The following is a 17,083-nucleotide window of genomic DNA, read 5'->3' as shown; positions in this document are numbered from 1 at the left end:
TTATTAAATTACTTTACAGCAACTTCTTTCCACCAACTGGTTTTGGTTTCTGCAACCCAATCGGCATTTCTTAAATTTTTAACAAACAAAGCAGTTTCCTCAGGGCTTGAATGCTTGGAGTCAAGTTTTATACACCAATCCCAGTCCCCAGAGGTAGACCAAAGACTTTGAACACCGTTCATCTTTGCTATCGCAGCAGAATCTGACCATGCATTTTTAGTTTTTAAAAAAACAACACTATTCCATGAGTTCATTGTTTCTTCCTTAATTTTAATCAATTATATTTTTTCGCTTTGAACAAGAGTTCATTGCGTTATATAAATTTATACCATGAATTGACAGATTTCAAACACAGATGAAAAACAATTCTATTAGACCTTGCATAACCTGATTATTTTGTTTTAGGGCAAGGCGCAAACGTTTTAAGAAGCGGAGTTTACATGCTGTAAGTGAACAAAGCAGAAACGTTTTATGCAAGAGGTCTATTTTATCCCTTGAAAATCTTCATAGCTAAGACCTAATCAAGGCCCAGTTTTTTTAATCGATAACGGAGAGTGCGGAAGCTGACACCTAATAGTTGTGCAGCGGCTGTCCTGTTCCATTTTGTTTTCTCAAGAGCATCTAGAATTAATTCCTTTTCCTGATCCTGAAGATAACCATTTAAGTTAGTTGACACTGGGGATGCAGCAACAACTGGGGTTATTGTCGTTCTAGGCAAATGTAAATCGCCTGGTTCTATGATCTCTTCCTCACACATAGCCATGGCACGCTCGAGGATATTCTCCAATTCTCTGACATTCCCTGGAAAATGATAATGACTCAATATTTCAAAACAGGCTGGATTGATTTTGACCAGGCTTCTATTTTGATTTTTAGATAATTTTTTTAATATCGCCTCCGTCAGGCAAGGAATATCAGAAAGTCTTTCCATTAAAGTTGGGACACGCAATTCAATCACATTAATTCGATAATACAAATCTTGACGAAACTTCCCTGCATTGATTTCCTCAATCAAACTTTTATGGCTCGCACTTAGAATGCGTACATCCACCGGAATTTCATATAACTCACCTATTGGTTTAATTGCCTTCTCTTGAATTGCACGTAGTAATTTAACCTGCATGGCGAGAGGAAGCTCGGCGATTTCATCAAGAAACAAAGTGCCACCATGAGCCGCAACAAATAACCCTGTTTTATCAGAAATCGCTCCTGTAAAGCTCCCTTTTTTATGGCCAAAAAACTCTGATTCCATCAACTCACCAGGTATAGCACCACAATTTACAGGAATAAATGGCTTATCTTTTCTGGGACCATTAGCATGAATCAGCTGAGCAACAAGTTCTTTCCCAACACCTGAATCACCTTGAATAAAAACCGGTGCCTGACTGCGAGCTAATTTATGGATGCTTTCACGAAGTTGTTGCATTACCAAACTCTCACCAACCAATAAACCTTCATCAGGATTTTCGGTAGACGGATTTTGCATGGATAATGCGGTCTTGACTAGATCTCTAAGCATCTTTAAGTCTACGGGTTTGGATACATAATCAAATGCCCCAGCCTTTAAAGTATTGACCGCACCCTCGACATTTCCATAAGCGGTAATGACAGCAACTGGCAACTGTGGTTTGTATTTCTGAATGAATTTAACAATTTCTATACCATCTCCATCAGGCAAACGCATGTCGGTTAAAACCAAAGAATAATAATTTTGTTTTATATGTTCTAAGCCCTGCTTAAAATCAGACACCGCATCGCAAGCTAAGCCCATGCGCGATAAAGTAAGAGTTAATAACTCTCTTATGTCTGGTTCGTCATCTATAACGAGCACTTTGCTTTTAGTCATATTAAAAGTTCATCCGATGGATTAACAGTGATCGCAAAACAACTTCCCTTATTTGATTTTATCAAATTTAGCCTGGCTTGATTAATTTCGCATAAATCTCTGGCAATAAACAGCCCCATCCCAGTGCCACCTCGCAAGGTGGTAAAAAATGGTTCAAAGATGTTGTCTCTGTGCTCAGGAGGTACACCCGGTCCAGAATCGCATACCGTCAAAATTATTTTATTCGAAGAAGATTTGGCTGCAATGACTATATTCACATTACCCTCATGATCTTTTCCATGTTGAATAGCATTTTCGCACAATATAACTAAAATCTGCTCCAGTTGACTTTTATCAAAAACAACCGATAACGGCTTATTGACAGGTAATTTTATTGTAAGATTACAGGGATTATTGTGAGTAAAATCCTGTTTAAAATGTTCTAAAAATGTTACAAGTTCATTAACCTGTGGTTGAGATTTCTGCCGCCTTGAAAGCTGCAATACATTTTTAATCACCCTGTTCATTCGCTCACAATTGTTCATGATTAATTGTTTTAAACGAGTATTCTCTTCGTTTAAATTCTCATTATCTCCAAACAATTGAATAGCATGAGCAATCGCCCCCAAGGGATTACGCAATTCATGAGCGATACTTGCCGAAAAACGACCTAAAGCAGCTAATTTGAGTTGTTGTGCTTGTTGAGCGATATCCGTCATGTCTTCCAGAATAATGAGTACTTCAGACTTATTCCCGACAGAGGTAGAAAAAAAATGAACCCTAAGATAAGGATCTTCAATAATAGTTTGGGCCATACGTTCGTTCTTCGTTGTTTTTAATAGAAAATCATCAAATTTGGATACAAGTGAATCAGACAACTGATCCAATTTTTGAATTGCATGATGTTTACTTACATTAAAAAATTGGCGGGCAGCAGTGTTCATCAATCGAATCCGCTTCCCTTCAGCAACATAAATAATGCCTGAATGCAATCGTTCAACAATATATTCATTAAGTCTTTGCATTCCTGCTAATTCGTGACTACGATGTCTGGCCAGATTCTCCGACATTCTGACCCAATTGGATAAGTACCAAGCAGTGATAGCGGTAGCAAAAAAACCAGCCCCATAGATTCCACTATAAAAAAAAGTGCTTAAGTCTTTTTGATTATAAATAAAAAATTGCAACACATTGCCGCATAGCAATAAACAACTGGCTAGTGATGCAAAATAGATGGCCAATCGGCCAGGAACTAAAATACTTAAAGCAGCAATAGTTACATTTAATAATATTCCATAACCGGATTCCAAATTACCAATGATACCTAGCATGCTGGAAATGGCTATAACATCAATCGTACCCGATAAAAACACCTGCTTATCAAAACTTAAAATTTTTCTATGTCCAAAATAAAGGAAAATTAATGCCAATATTAAATAGGAAAAAGCAATGCATAGAAATAATAAAGGATAATACTTATTGATATAACTAAAGTAATAGATGCCTAAAAATAGAAAAATACTTACTATTCTGTAAATATTATAAACTAACAATATTCGCCATTGTCTTATTTTCGGATTATTGATTTGGCGAGTAGCAGACATCCTTTTCTAATCCATTAGATTATTCAGCTTATTTTAATTATATACCCATACTTGATCATTTTGCGCAATACCTCAACTAAGGCACATTGGCAATGCTCACTAATATTTCCATAATTTATTTTCATTCCATATGGTTAGTGCATCCTGAGACCCACTGTCCTTGGCCTTTCCAATCCAGTATTTTGCTTTAGCCAAATCTTTATTAACACCCATGCCATCAAGATACATAATACCCAGATTGATTTGTGCCAAATCCAGTCCCTGTTCAGCGGCCTTTTGATACCAAAACATGGCCTTCTTAAAATCTCTTTTTACTCCTTCGCCTCGTATATACATAACTGCCAAATTGTTTTGTGCCAAATCCAATCCTTTTTCAGCTGCTTTTTGGTACCATTTAATGGCTTGTTTATTGTCTTTCTTTATTCCCAATCCCTTCATATACATAACAGCCAGATTATGTTGTGCCAAAGGCAATCCTTGTTCTGCCGCTCTCTTGAACCACAAGACTGCCTCATGAAAATTAACTGGCAATCCATGACCTTTCATATACATTAAACCCAGGTTATTTTGGGCTTCGGCAAATCCTTGATCTGCCGCTTTTTTAAACCATGAATAAGCCTTTTTGTAGTCTTGCAAATCGCCATCATTGGAATACAGAACACCTAAATTATTTTGAGCCAGAGTAAACCCGCTCTCTGCAGCCTTTTCGTACCAATAAATAGCCTTTTTCATATCTTTTTCTGTACCAATTCCTTGTTCATAAATATACCCAAGATTATTTTGAGCTTTTTCCCCACCTTGTGCCGCTGCTTTTTCATACCAATATATTGCTTTCTTGCCATCTTGAATGGAAGGATCACCAGTCATATACAATACACCAAGGTTAGTTTGAGCAATCAGTGAGCCTTCATTTGCTGCTCTGGTATACCAACTAATAGCTGCTTTTAAATCTCTTGGAACCTCTTCGCCTCGCTCATAAAGAACACCAAGATTATTTTGAGCATCAAGATCTCCTTGCTCTGCTGCTTTGATATACCAGTGAATCGCCTTCTTGATATCTTTTGGTATACCATTGCCATACATGTACATAACGGCAAGGTTATATTGTCCGTCCGAATTTCCACCTGCTGCAGCCTTTTGATACCAGAGAAAAGCCTGGTTCAGATCTTTTTTAACACCCAAGCCATTTTCATATAGAATTCCTATATTATTTTGACCAATTGCCAAACCCTGTTCCGAAGCCTTCTTAAACCAATGCATTGCTTGCTGACTGTTTTGGGGCACCCCTTCTCCTTTAAGATACAATACACCGAGATTATTTTGTGCCTCAGCGTGTCCTTGATCTGCAGCTTTCTGATACCAATAAATCGCTTTCTTTAAATCTTTATTTACTCCATCGCCCTTTTCATATTTGAGCCCTAATTCAAACTGTGCTTGAGCATCACCCTGTTCCGCCTTATCCTCTGTATTGAATTGTTTTTGTGAACTACGATAGGTATCAACATCCAGCGCTGATAAAGGGGAAGTTAGAAGTAATAAGAAAAAGCCTGCAACAACCAATTGTTTCATCATACCTCCCTGCAATAATTGTTCAATTATAGCACAATTGATGATGAATAAACATTGACGCTCTGGTGCCACACAAGCAAAGTGCATCTATTAGGAGTAAGATGTAATAAGGAAATGTTGCTATCCCGCATTACAGACTTCTCGTAATACAGGATAGCTTGCAATTAGAAAGTAATTTTCATCTCATCATCAGATTCAGAGAGGTTTTCTAATTTTAAATCAAAGGATTGTACCCAATCCAAGGTCTTGTTAATCAGTTCAACACAGCTTGAGTGCTCTCCATAACGCCCTGCAATTCTCGGTTTATATTGAGAAAAATCTTTATATACCGATTGGAGAGTAGCAATCATATAGCCTTCAACATATTCTTTGTCATCAAACATGGGAGATTGACGATTTAAATTATCGACAATATTTTTGGCCGCTTGAGCATAGTTTACAAGGAGTTGATAGTAATTGGGCTGCTGTTCACTAAAAAATCCTTTGGCGCCAAATAATTGCCTTATTTGAACATCAGCAGACACTGCAATTTTATTCCACATTGTATTATAACGTTCTTCAAAGTCAGAATCTTGAAATCTCATATTAATTCACCATGTACAAAAACATGGCATATAATACTAAAAATTTATTATGTGAAGATTAAGAGCAACCTAATTTAACCATTACTCTTCTTGGGCCCCAATGACCAACTTCTCCCTTAAATACTCCTGCAATTTGCGTACGACAATTTAAGCAATGTCCAGTATCATCCACCCGATAATCCAATATTCGATACCAATCCCTTACAATCACGGGTAATTTACAATGAGGACAATAAGTGCTGCTGCCGGTTGTATCGTGAACATTTCCCGTATATACATAATGTAAACCTGTCTTGATTGCGATTTCTCTGGCTCTTTGTAAAGTTGAAAATGGAGTCGGAGCTTTATCCATCATTTTCCAATCTGGATGAAACGCCGTGAAGTGTAAAGGAACATCAGGCCCCAGGTTAGTCATAATCCATTCAGACATCCTCTCAAGCTCGGCATCCGAATCATTTTCTTCTGGAATCACCAAATTAGTAATTTCAAACCATACACTGGTTTCTTTCTTCAAATAGACAAGCGTATCCAGGACAGGTTGTAAATGAGAACCGGTGATTTTATAATAAAAATCTTCACTAAAGGATTTTAAATCGATGTTGGCAGCATCCATGTAAGTATAAAGCTCCTTACGCGGATCAGGGTTAATATACCCTGCAGAAACCGCTACAGAATAAATGCCAAGCTTATGACATTCCTTTGCAACATCAATAGCATATTCCATAAAAATTACCGGATCATTATATGTATATGCCACACTTAGGCAGTCCAGACTTTGAGCGGCCTTTGCAATATCTTCCGGCATGGCAGTATCCGCCAATGTATCAATATCCCTGGATTTGCTAATATCCCAATTCTGGCAAAACTTACAAGCCAGATTACATCCTGCGGTTCCGAAAGATAATACAGGACTACCCGGCAAAAAGTGATTCAAAGGCTTTTTTTCAATAGGATCTATGCAATAACCACTGGATCGTCCATAGGTAGTCAATTTTATTTGATTATCAAGATTGGCACGAACAAAACACAAACCTCGCTGCCCTTCACGCAATTTACAATTACGAGGACAAACATCACATTGTATACGCCCATCTTCCAGCTTATGCCAGTATTTGGTTGGAATAGTATCAAACATCAAATAGCTCACAATCAACTCTTGGTCTATATTTATAAGTATAGTATCTGCAGTTGTTCCGGAGTGTTGTTGTGAGCGTCCGTCAACCAGCCGTAGCAGGCTATTTTTATCCCGACGATCCCCTGATTTTAAAACAAACCGTATTAAATTTGCTGGACAAAGCGCCAATTCACAAGCCTGCTCCAAAAGCCATAATGGTTCCGCACGCTGGTTATGTCTATTCAGGGCCTGTAGCAGCTTCTGCTTATGCTTCTTTGCGCGATAAGAAAGATGCCATCAATAAAATTATAATATTAGGCCCTGCGCATAGATTGTATTTCAAAGGTATAGCCTATGACCCTGTCGATAAATTTGCTACACCTTTAGGAGAAATTGAACAAGATAAAGAGTTACTAACTCAAATTATAGATCTACCCTATGTCTATTCACTCCCTGAAGCTCACCAAAACGAACATTGTCTGGAAGTACAATTGCCTTTCTGCCAAATGATATTCTCCAAATTTAAAATACTTCCTTTAGTTGTTGGAGAATCAAATCCCCAAGACGTAGCTCGTCTAATAGCGCGAATATGGGGTGGTGATGATACCCTCCTGATTATCAGCTCTGATTTAAGTCATTATCTTCCTTACCACATAGCTCAAAGAGAAGATAAAAAGACTTGTCTTTCCATAGATACTTTAAATAGTGAAGAAATACTTCACGATGCCGCTTGCGGTTATTTTCCACTGCGTGGCTTCCTATATTTTGCTCGCCAAAATCATATTTACAGTCGTCTGCTCGATTTACGCAACTCAGGCGATACGGCTGGGGATAAAGAACGAGTAGTAGGGTATGCCGCTTATCACTTCTACCAAAAACTTAATTTTTCAGAACATTGCGCAGATGAATTGAAGTACATCGCGAAAGAAACAATACGATTACAAACAGAAGAAAATAAAGCATTAACTATTAATTACAATGATTATAATCAATTATTGCAGATACGAATCCCCACCTTCATTACAATAAAAAAGAATGGCATGCTAAGAGGTTGCATGGGAAGCCTCTTAGCTAAAGAGCCATTAGCTGATAACGTCGTCTACAATTCCATTCGGGCAGCAATTGCTGATCCACGCTTCCCTCAAATTAAACCATCCGAGCTAAAAGATCTGTCACTAACTATTTCATTAATTAAACCATTATCTCCTTTACACTTTACCAGTGAAGAAGAGCTCAAATCACAATTGCAAATTGGTATCGATGGTTTAGTGTTAATTTATGGTTCCTATCAAGCCACATTTTTACCATCCGTATGGGAATCTATTAAAACAAAGGATGAATTTATTAATCATTTAAAATTAAAAATGGGGCTTTCAGAAAATTTCTGGTCTTCAGAAATGAGAGCTCTTCGCTATTCAACAGAAATAATAAAGTGAAAAACTCATTTACAATGCTCAAATAGAAATTCAGCCAAAAATATTATTTTTATAAAGCCCTGATTCAAAATATTTTTAACGAGACCAGCAGGCTCACATTAACAGGACATAAAATTAGCAATTTTGCCAATAATAGGCATATTTTATGCTAGTTTTAAAATACAGGAATTTTGAGATACAAAAAATGGATAATTCATTTGTATTCAATGAAACCACTCTAAAACGTGTGCCCCATTTTTTAGTATTAATTATTATTTTACTGTTAGGTCTACCCTACATAGGTTTAAACTGGGGTTTAGATTTTAGTAATTTGGCAATTACAATAAATAATGGCAATATAGCCGGGTCTCAACTCATAGAGTCTCAAATTCGAGGTTACTTCAGACAAACTCTCTTACAATGGTCAGGATTTTCTCTTGCTGCAGTGACTGTCTTATTAGCATTTACTCAATATCGATTGAGTAATGATAAAATTGCTTTAATCATTGGTCTTGCCATTCTATTCTCTGGCTCCATTGAAGCACTTCATACCTTGGTTATTGATGGCTTAGCCTTGGAAGCAGCGGATAAGAATAACCTGGATGCCTTAATTTGGGTTTTTTCAAACAGTGTTAGTGGCTTAATTCTAATTATCGGACTTTCTTTACTGGTCCATGCAAACGATAATAAACCCGTACGATTGCTGACTTTTATTCTACTGACTACTTTTTTGGTATTAGCTGCTATCACAGTCATTTATTATGCCGCTGTAATAATTCAAATTCCCGATATGTGGCTTTATGATTCATATGTTTCCAGGCCTTTTGAACTCATATCTGTCTTTATCTATCTTATGCTGATGATTATTGTTTACCCGAAGACCTATGCGTCTTACCCGACTATTTTATCTGATTCTGTATTCTATATGTCGCTTACCCAAGTCGTATTGGCTATCTACATCATGTTATTATCAACCACTCCTTATGACAGTGCCTTTAATATCGCTTATTTTCTCAAAGTGGTTGTTTATTTCATCCCTTGCACCTGTTTTGTAATTAATTACGTTTTTTCTTATTCGGCAGTACTGGAAGGGCAAAAAAACTTAAAAATAAAACAAGAAGAATTAAAATATATGGCGTCTCATGATCCTCTGACCAATCTATTTAATCGTAGGGAATTTGAAGAATTGCTTGATAAATCCATTGCCAATGCCCAAAGAAACAACTCTTCACTGGCTTTACTGCTCATTGATTTAGATAATTTCAAGGCAATAAATGACACATTTGGTCATTTTCATGGCGATGAACTTTTAAAACAATTCGCCAATCGATTGGTTTTACTAGTTCGAAAGGGTGATCTTTTATCCCGGGTAGGTGGAGATGAATTTACCTTGATCTCTCTAAACATAGAGTCGCCCTCAAGTGCACGCCATTTGGCAGAACGAATTTTAAATGAATTAAACAGTCCCTACACTATCAATGGCAAATTGATCACCGTAACAGTCAGCATAGGTATATCTATTTTTCCTGGCGATGGGAATACTACAGAAGATCTATTAAGAAAAGCGGACTTGGCCATGTATAAAGCAAAAAACTCCGGTAAAAATACGTATCAATTTTATACTGAACAACTAGGTTACTCACAACATAGGGAATCCGAGTTGGAATCTCATCTTCGAAAAGCGTTACAAAATGATGAATTTGAACTGTATTATCAACCCAAGTTTAACCTGATTAATATGGAGATTATTGGTGCAGAAATTCTTTTACGCTGGAATAATGAAGCCTTGGGAAATGTGTCTCCAAATGAGTTTATACCTGTAGCTGAAAACACGGGATTAATAACAGAACTGAGTCAATGGGTATTACAAAAATCCTGTGCACAATTAATGCGCTGGGCTAATCAATACAACAAGATGCTTTCCTTTTCCATTAATATTTCTCCTGTGCAATTAACAAATCCACAATTTCCTAAAATTCTTGAAAAAATATTACAAGAATATCAATACCCTGCAGAATATCTTGAACTCGAAATTACTGAAAATGCTTTAATGGGTGATCAAGATGAAATCTCTGAAATGCTTCATGTAATTTCTGGCTTGGGAATAAAGCTGTCATTGGATGATTTTGGCAAAGAATACTCCTCTCTTAACAGACTAAAAACTCTCCCCATTGACAGCTTAAAAATTGATAAAACCTTTATCTCTGATATATATAACGAACATGAAAAAGTAGTCATCATAGACATCATTATTAAATTAGCTAATGAGTTGGGAATGAGTATTGTTGCTGAGGGTATTGAAACCATACCTCAATTAAAATATCTTGTGTCAAGAAAATGTCATTTTGGACAAGGTTTCCTCCTGAGCAAACCCTTGACTGCAGATGAGTTCACTTCAATGGCTTATACCAAGTTCGGGAAAACCAAATCTAACGCAAAAGCAATTTCATTAATCAACAATAACAGACTTTGATTAGAACCATGTACTGGCTCTTTGAGAGTGAATTTCGTATAAACACTATGCATTTATTTTACTTGATATCGTTCATTGAGAGATATAAAAGGCATTTCTTTGCCTTTTATATCGAATTCATATTTATTAATCACGAAAATTTTCATACTGCAAAGGCAATTCAATATTTGATTTTTTTAATAAAGCAATGGTTTCCTGAAGATCATCTCGCTTTTTTCCACTCACTCTCACTTTATCTCCCTGAATAGAGGTTTGAACTTTGGCTTTGGTGTCTTTAATGTACTTCACTATCTCTTTAGCAGTAGGTTGGTCAATGCCTTGTTTAAAAGTCATAGTAAGAGTATAGAACTTTCCACTATGAACAGGTTCCTCTTCTATATCCACTCCTGAGGTACTGACGTTACGTTTGGAACAATGATTCCTAAATAAATCTTCAAGCTGACGCACCTGAAAATCTGATTCAGAACGTAAAGTAACAGTAAGATCTTTCAGCTCGATAGTAGCCTCTACTCCACGAAAATCAAATCTTGTGCTCACTTCACGAACCGCATTATCTACTGCATTACGCAAATCCACTTCATTCATTTTAGAAACGATATCAAAAGAAGGCATAAACAATCCGTTAAAATTAAAATTGTAATTTATCAAAAAACAGGAGCAGGTGAAAGAAACGGCACATCCATTTTCTTTCTTGCAAGAATTCAAGTTGTTTTAAAATAAAACAATTGATTAACTATTGCATAATTCCTTAAACAGTGTTATCAAATAAATTGGAAGAAAAATTACCCAGTTGGTTATGGATATTATTAATCGGCAGCAAAAAAAGCTATTGCTAATCTAGTGTTAATCTGGAATTACCTTAAGTTTTTTTTTGCTTTCTCAAGGAGTGAGAAGTATGGGAAAGGAAAAGAGAGAGCTTGAAGCTTCATATATACCGTTACCTAAAAAAGGACGCTTTTGGATTCATTCTGAAAGTTGCTACACAGAGGAAGAGTTAAACTTCAGAGAGTGGATTTTAAAAATTCGTTCCAATTCAGGGATTCATCCGGATTATCTTAATAATCCCAGCTCCTGGTTTGCCAGCGACGATCAAGCATTGGTTAATCTTTATGAACATGCCTGGTTTTATTCAAATGCCTACAAGCCAAGACATGTGTTAAGCCTCGATGATTTCCATGTCCAACCCATTGATAATCAGCGCCTCCAATGGCCACAACTTTATGACTTAATGCAAAAAGTGGGTGACTATCTTTTATTAAGGAATAGAGAGCTACCTCCAGAACATTTAAACCAACCCATGAATTTTGTTCTTCTTGATGTAAACAATATCTTAAAAGGGCTAAGTCAGAACAACAATATACAACAAGTAAAAGATCAACTTGAGTCAGTCACTCGCTACCTGCGTACTATTGAAAAAAATATTTCGCCTCTGGTTGGATCGGACCGATTATTTTTAGCCAATTTTCGCAAAGCAGTGGATAATAAAATTCATCCACATCTGGATCATATGCTGGAAACACAACTTCTTAGAGATAAACTGGGAGAGCTATCAAAAGACATCAGAAAATTATCCAGTGAACGAAATAGAATCTTGCATTATGCTCTGAATGCCAATCCAGTCAATCCCCACTCCTATGAATTTGAACTGGATAAAATCAGTGACTCCGCTTCCTATCCAACCCAAGCAGCCAAACATTGTGCACAAAAATCAAATGAATTAGTTGCAGATCCCCTGCCAATACTTCATTTGACTAAAGAGCAATTAAGTGATTGCCCTCACTTCAAATTAATCACCATGAAAGATGAGATCCTTGATCATTATGCCAAAGCAGTCTCTGATCTTAACGAGTTGGAACGATTTCAGAAGGTCATCCAGGAAATCATGGATCTTCTGGGGCAGGCTGGTGAAGTCTATACTGTTCATCAATTCAAACATCAAATGCAATCTCTTCTGACACAAATTGATAGTTTTATTGACTCATCGTCAGAACATATTGATGAAATAATTGATGCGAACACTCAAGCCTATCATAAAGCAATACAAGAGGAACAAAATTTATCCTTCTGGAAAAATTGGCTTACTAATGAAAAAGAGAAACTAAAGATTTTTATTAAAAATCAGGACACACTCTCTCAATTTCCATCCAGCTCTTCTGACCTCAAAAAAACGAATAAGGCTTTAAAAAGCCGGGTCAATGAAGTCGTTAGCCATTTAAATCAACCTAAATTAAAAGAAACATCCTTTGAAGCAATAGCCGGACAAACTCAAGCGCTTAATAAATTGATGTTGTCCATGCATGATTGGATGAAAATCCAACACGAATTGAAAGGACTCCCACTTCCTCAACCACCTGAGCCACTCAAGTTAGTACCTAGCCCTATACCAACAGTTGATCTATTCACTTCCGCCCCCCCCTCACCCAATGCTTACAAACCTCTGTTCGCCACCCTGCCTGGCAATACAACTACTCCTTGTTCACCTGATAATAATCAATGCACAACCCAGCCCAGTTCACCCACACAAAATTCTATAGGCTATTTGGGATTAATCGCACTGATACCCATCGGCGTTATCGCCTTATATTTGGTTATTCAATGGATGAATAAAAAGGAAGCTCAAGCACCGGTGTCTGGCACGGAAGAAGAGTTCAATAATATAAAAGAAAAATTTGAAGACCTATTAGCCGAACTTAAAGGCTTCGAGCATCAAGAAGAGATTGATCTATCAGATGACTATTATTTCATTATCCAAGATTATGAGAATTTAATAAAAAAAGCAAAATCAAACCATTATGATGTAGAAGCATTACAAGATACTTATCATGAATTAGAAGATCTCTATGAAGAGCATTGTAACCCCAACAAGGAGTCACTGGAATTTTAACTCCATTTTAAATATCATATTTCATATTGCCCTCAATCTACCTCAGGGGCAATAAGTTTTATCTTAACTATATGTTTTATATAAAAATTGACAATCAGTTGAGGATAAGAATTCATTTAACTTTATTAAGTTGCAGCCTGCAATCAAAGGAATTTTTTCGATACTGGTCATATTTTGTTGAGGAAGCCAAGGATTATCAATGACCATATTTGAAGAAATCATATGGGTAGCGACATATCTAAAAAATCCTGCCATTTGATTTTTTTTCGCAATATTGACATGAGTCGATGATCTTTTTCTGTCAACTATATCTCTGTCTTCCTTTCTGGTGTAATTGTCATTTATTTGGTTGGATTGCAAATAAATTTTAAGTTTTTCTGTTTGATTCCTTAAACAGGATAAATATTCACCAGCAAAAATTCCTTCGACAATAATGATATCAGCAGGAATAATCTTCATTTGCCCATTCAATACCCTGTCACTACTTGCCATATCATAGGTTGGTCTGAATATGGTTTTACCAGCCTCTAAATCCTGCAAATGCTGTTGAATTAACGTTTGTTCCAGGGCTTCAGGCACATCAAAATTCTTTGGCTTATCCGGATATATCATACTTTTGGGCAAGTAATAATGATCCAGATTCAATATCGCAACCGTTAAATGTTGCGCTTCTGCTATTGATTTAATTTCTTCTGAAACAGTCGTTTTGCCGGTCCCTGTTCCTCCAATGACAAAAATAAATTTGGACACGTAATTTTCTCTCGCAATAAAAAAAGCATTATAATTATTGAGTAACAACTTACGATAGAAGCATCTTTTGTAATTAATCCTGATTGAAGGCAACTCAGATAAACTCTCAAAGCAAGTTAATTACCTCAAAGCTTAGCCTTTTAAAGATTGTAGATAAAATAAAATCATTGCGATAAATGACAATATAAAAAAACACTTATTTCAATAAGTAAATGATAATTATATGTTTTTATTTAAAACTAAGCAAACTTCATCTAATCATGTTATCCACAAAATCTGTGTATATCTTTGTGAATACCTTGTAAAAGTTCTAGTAAAATCAGTATCAAATAACGATGATTTTTTACTTACCAATCTGATAAGAGCTCAAAAATGAGATTGCAGCATATTGATTATAAATTCCTCACATAAACGTAATTGCTCTACCTCAACATATTCATTGGCTCTATGGGCCTGTTCGATACTACCAGGACCACATACAATAGTCGGAATTTCTGCCTGTTGAAATAGTCCAGCTTCTGTAGCGTAAGCTACTTTCATCAGTTTATCACTCTGGCAAACTGTTTGAGCTGCTCTAACTACTGGATCTGTAATCGGCGTATCCAAACCAGGAGCTTTTGCTATGGTATCAAGATTAACATTAGATTCAGGGTGATCATTATGCAGGTTAGGAACAAGCTCTTCCTTAACATAGGACATAATTTTCTGGTTTAATTCCTCAGAACTATCAGCAGACAAATTTCTAAACTCAAAAACAAACTCACACAAACTTGGAATAGTGTTATAAGCATTACCGCCTTTGATCAGATTGGTAGTAAGCGTGGTGTATGGAACGTCATAAGAAAAATCCCGATTTCCATGTTGTTTAAATTCATTAGCCATCCCGCGAAGGTAGCTTATAAAACCTGCAGCATGCTCGATAGCATTACATCCTTGATTCGTTAATGAAGAGTGAGCCGCAACACCGTGGATTTGACAGCGATAAGAATATTTGCCTTTATGACCCACAACAGGCTTCATTAAAGTTGGTTCACCTACAATACAAGCACGAGGTTGATAATTGAGTTCCAATATTTTATCGATCAGCGAAGGTACACCAAGACAACCGATTTCCTCATCATAAGAAAACGCAAAATGAACTGGAAAATCCAGATTCATTTCTTTCAACTGAGGGACTAATGCCATCACAACCGCAATAAATCCTTTCATATCACACGCGCCACGACCATACACTTTGTTATCTTTGAGAGTGGCTTGAAAAGGATCGCTATCCCATGTTTGACCATCAACAGGAACAACATCAGTATGACCAGAGAGAATGATTCCTCCCTCCAAACACCCCTGTTTTCCTGGTAACGTGGCTAATAGATTAGCTTTTTGCTCTTTACTATCGTGAATTAAGACAGGATTAATTTTAAAATCATTTAACCCGTTCGCTAAATATTCAATCAGTGATAGATTAGAGTTTCGCGAAGTAGTATCAAAAGAAATGAGATGTTTTAACCAATCTAAAGTCGTCATATTCATACCTTTTAAATTGCAACGAGATGTTCTGGGTGATGCTCAGATAACTCCCTCTCTTCCTTATAAGAAAGAGCTGCCATCAAACTGATAGAGACTGTTGTCATTTGATAATAAGTAAAAACCATAGGGTTTTTAGTATATTCAATGAATGCTGTGATAATAAATGGAGCAAAACCACCAAACAACATGACAGCTGAATTATAGCTGACTGCTAAACAGGTAGATCGCACTGATGGTGGAAATAAAGAGCTCACCGTAATGGTCAACACCCCAAAATAGGCACCAATACACAAACCTAAAATGCTTTCAACCAAAATGAGAATATTTATACCAGGATGTTGGTTCAGCAAGAAAAGCAAAGGATAAATTAATCCAAAATAACAAACCAAAGCACATAACATAATTATTTTTTTGCCTATTCTATCCGACAGTGATCCAAAAAAAGGAATAGTAAGAATACTGACTAAAATTCCAACTGCAGTTCCTAAATACGCCTCTGTCAACGATAAATTCAAATACAATTTACAATAGGTAGGCATATAACTGAATAAGGTATAAATCGAGCCTGTGCACCCTGCTACAAGGCTAAAAGCAATCAACAAGGAACGTTTTTGTTGCTTTACCAAAGTAAATAATTGTCCTGTCCCCTTTTGCTCTTTCTTCCATGTGAACTCTCGTTGCAATCGACGCCTTAAAACCCATCCTAAAGGTAGAATCAAAAGCCCTAAAGCAAAAGGTATTCTCCAGGCAAATTGATATAAGGTTTCATTGGAACAATAGAGAGTTAACATAAGGCACGCTGAAGAACCCATTAATATTGCCAAGAGCTGGCCTACCATTTGTAAAGAAGTGTAAAACCCTTTTTTATCGCTTGGGGATAAGCTAACTAATAAAGAGCTGGAGATTCCAAATTCCCCTCCAGTAGCAAGGCCTTGCAACAATCGTGCAAAGACAATAACACAAGTAGCCGACAAACCTATTGCGGCGTAGGAGGGTGTAAAAGTAATCAGCATGGTTGCGGCAGCCATTAAATAAAAAACCAGCATTAAGGCTTTATGATGCCCATGTTTGTCTGCCCAAACTGCTAAAAAAACACCACCCAGAGGCCTTATTACCAGAGCTACTCCAGAACTTGCCATTGTTGCTAATAGGGAAATCACACGATTATGACTTGGAAAAAAAGCTTGAGCAATAAAAAGCAGCATGAAGTTATAGATCATGAAATCATACCATTCCATAGCATTGCCAATGCATATTGCTCCCAGAGTTTTAAAAGAGGTATTCGATGTATTCATGTTTCCTTACAAGAATATATTTAGAGAAAAACACATACTAGTAGAA

At 36.6% G+C, this 17,083-nt stretch carries 13 protein-coding genes; 3 read left to right on the top strand and 10 right to left on the bottom strand.

Annotated elements, in window-relative coordinates:
* Nucleotides 1-8: 8 nt before the first annotated feature.
* The 6 genes from EL201_RS06230 to amrS form a co-directional block, all read right to left on the bottom strand.
* Nucleotides 9-254, bottom strand: coding sequence for a hypothetical protein (locus EL201_RS06230; RefSeq protein ID WP_011213531.1), 246 nt, complete (start codon nucleotides 252-254; stop codon nucleotides 9-11).
* 263 nt (nucleotides 255-517) lie between these two features.
* A complete protein-coding gene (locus EL201_RS06225; protein WP_027221416.1) occupies nucleotides 518-1,846 on the bottom strand; it encodes a sigma-54-dependent transcriptional regulator in 1,329 nt (442 codons plus the stop codon).
* Nucleotides 1,843-3,429, bottom strand: coding sequence for a sensor histidine kinase (locus tag EL201_RS06220; protein WP_027221415.1), 1,587 nt, complete (start codon nucleotides 3,427-3,429; stop codon nucleotides 1,843-1,845). Before EL201_RS06220 ends, EL201_RS06225 begins: the two co-directional genes overlap by 4 nt.
* A gap of 99 nt (nucleotides 3,430-3,528) precedes the next feature.
* On the bottom strand, nucleotides 3,529-5,013 hold the full coding sequence (lidL, locus tag EL201_RS06215) for a Dot/Icm type IV secretion system effector LidL (RefSeq protein ID WP_080273046.1): 1,485 nt from the start codon (nucleotides 5,011-5,013) through the stop codon (nucleotides 3,529-3,531).
* A 149-nt stretch (nucleotides 5,014-5,162) separates the two neighbouring features.
* The gene (locus tag EL201_RS06210) at nucleotides 5,163-5,582 is read right to left on the bottom strand and encodes a lpg1171 family Dot/Icm T4SS effector (protein ID WP_027221413.1); all 420 of its coding nucleotides are present in this window, start codon (nucleotides 5,580-5,582) and stop codon (nucleotides 5,163-5,165) included.
* Between the two features lie 58 nt (nucleotides 5,583-5,640).
* A complete protein-coding gene (gene amrS / locus EL201_RS06205; RefSeq protein WP_027221412.1) occupies nucleotides 5,641-6,717 on the bottom strand; it encodes an AmmeMemoRadiSam system radical SAM enzyme in 1,077 nt (358 codons plus the stop codon).
* 71 nt (nucleotides 6,718-6,788) lie between these two features.
* Here amrS and amrB point away from each other — a divergent pair, with 71 nt between their 5' ends.
* Complete coding sequence (gene amrB, locus EL201_RS06200) at nucleotides 6,789-8,132, top strand: AmmeMemoRadiSam system protein B (protein WP_027221411.1); 1,344 nt, start codon at nucleotides 6,789-6,791, stop codon at nucleotides 8,130-8,132.
* A gap of 184 nt (nucleotides 8,133-8,316) precedes the next feature.
* Nucleotides 8,317-10,584 carry a putative bifunctional diguanylate cyclase/phosphodiesterase gene (locus tag EL201_RS06195; protein ID WP_032828891.1) on the top strand — a complete coding sequence of 756 codons (2,268 nt, stop codon included), beginning with the start codon at nucleotides 8,317-8,319 and terminating at the stop codon, nucleotides 10,582-10,584.
* A gap of 126 nt (nucleotides 10,585-10,710) precedes the next feature.
* On the opposite strand, the gene EL201_RS06190 is transcribed toward EL201_RS06195, so the two are convergent.
* The gene (locus EL201_RS06190) at nucleotides 10,711-11,196 is read right to left on the bottom strand and encodes a YajQ family cyclic di-GMP-binding protein (RefSeq protein ID WP_027221409.1); all 486 of its coding nucleotides are present in this window, start codon (nucleotides 11,194-11,196) and stop codon (nucleotides 10,711-10,713) included.
* A gap of 259 nt (nucleotides 11,197-11,455) precedes the next feature.
* Between EL201_RS06190 and EL201_RS06185 the strand changes: the two genes are divergently transcribed.
* Nucleotides 11,456-13,468 carry a spectrin repeat-containing protein gene (locus EL201_RS06185; protein ID WP_080272899.1) on the top strand — a complete coding sequence of 671 codons (2,013 nt, stop codon included), beginning with the start codon at nucleotides 11,456-11,458 and terminating at the stop codon, nucleotides 13,466-13,468.
* 63 nt (nucleotides 13,469-13,531) lie between these two features.
* On the opposite strand, the gene EL201_RS06180 is transcribed toward EL201_RS06185, so the two are convergent.
* The 3 genes from EL201_RS06180 to EL201_RS06170 all read right to left on the bottom strand — a co-directional run bounded on the left by EL201_RS06180 (nucleotide 13,532) and on the right by EL201_RS06170 (nucleotide 17,037).
* The gene (locus EL201_RS06180) at nucleotides 13,532-14,218 is read right to left on the bottom strand and encodes a nucleoside/nucleotide kinase family protein (RefSeq protein ID WP_027221407.1); all 687 of its coding nucleotides are present in this window, start codon (nucleotides 14,216-14,218) and stop codon (nucleotides 13,532-13,534) included.
* Nucleotides 14,219-14,584: 366 nt separating this feature from the next.
* Nucleotides 14,585-15,739 carry an acetylornithine deacetylase gene (gene argE, locus EL201_RS06175; protein WP_027221406.1) on the bottom strand — a complete coding sequence of 385 codons (1,155 nt, stop codon included), beginning with the start codon at nucleotides 15,737-15,739 and terminating at the stop codon, nucleotides 14,585-14,587.
* 11 nt (nucleotides 15,740-15,750) lie between these two features.
* Entirely contained in the window at nucleotides 15,751-17,037 is a 1,287-nt protein-coding gene (locus EL201_RS06170; RefSeq protein WP_027221405.1) for an MFS transporter, read from the bottom strand.
* Nucleotides 17,038-17,083 lie beyond the last annotated feature (46 nt).

The organism is Legionella pneumophila subsp. pascullei, assembly GCF_900637585.1.
In the GTDB taxonomy this organism is placed as follows: domain Bacteria; phylum Pseudomonadota; class Gammaproteobacteria; order Legionellales; family Legionellaceae; genus Legionella; species Legionella pascullei.
This window is presented reverse-complemented; position numbering and strand designations above follow the sequence as displayed.

Bases quoted from the DNA above. Each gene is read 5' to 3' on its own strand.
- EL201_RS06230 (WP_011213531.1), bottom strand. From the start codon at position 254: ATGAACTCATGGAATAGTGTTGTTTTTTTAAAAACTAAAAATGCATGG.
- EL201_RS06225 (WP_027221416.1), bottom strand. From the start codon at position 1,846: ATGACTAAAAGCAAAGTGCTCGTTATAGATGACGAACCAGACATAAGA.
- EL201_RS06220 (WP_027221415.1), bottom strand. From the start codon at position 3,429: ATGTCTGCTACTCGCCAAATCAATAATCCGAAAATAAGACAATGGCGA.
- EL201_RS06210 (WP_027221413.1), bottom strand. From the start codon at position 5,582: ATGAGATTTCAAGATTCTGACTTTGAAGAACGTTATAATACAATGTGG.
- amrS (WP_027221412.1), bottom strand. From the start codon at position 6,717: ATGTTTGATACTATTCCAACCAAATACTGGCATAAGCTGGAAGATGGG.
- EL201_RS06195 (WP_032828891.1), top strand. From the start codon at position 8,317: ATGGATAATTCATTTGTATTCAATGAAACCACTCTAAAACGTGTGCCC.
- EL201_RS06190 (WP_027221409.1), bottom strand. From the start codon at position 11,196: ATGCCTTCTTTTGATATCGTTTCTAAAATGAATGAAGTGGATTTGCGT.
- argE (WP_027221406.1), bottom strand. From the start codon at position 15,739: ATGACGACTTTAGATTGGTTAAAACATCTCATTTCTTTTGATACTACT.
- EL201_RS06170 (WP_027221405.1), bottom strand. From the start codon at position 17,037: ATGAATACATCGAATACCTCTTTTAAAACTCTGGGAGCAATATGCATT.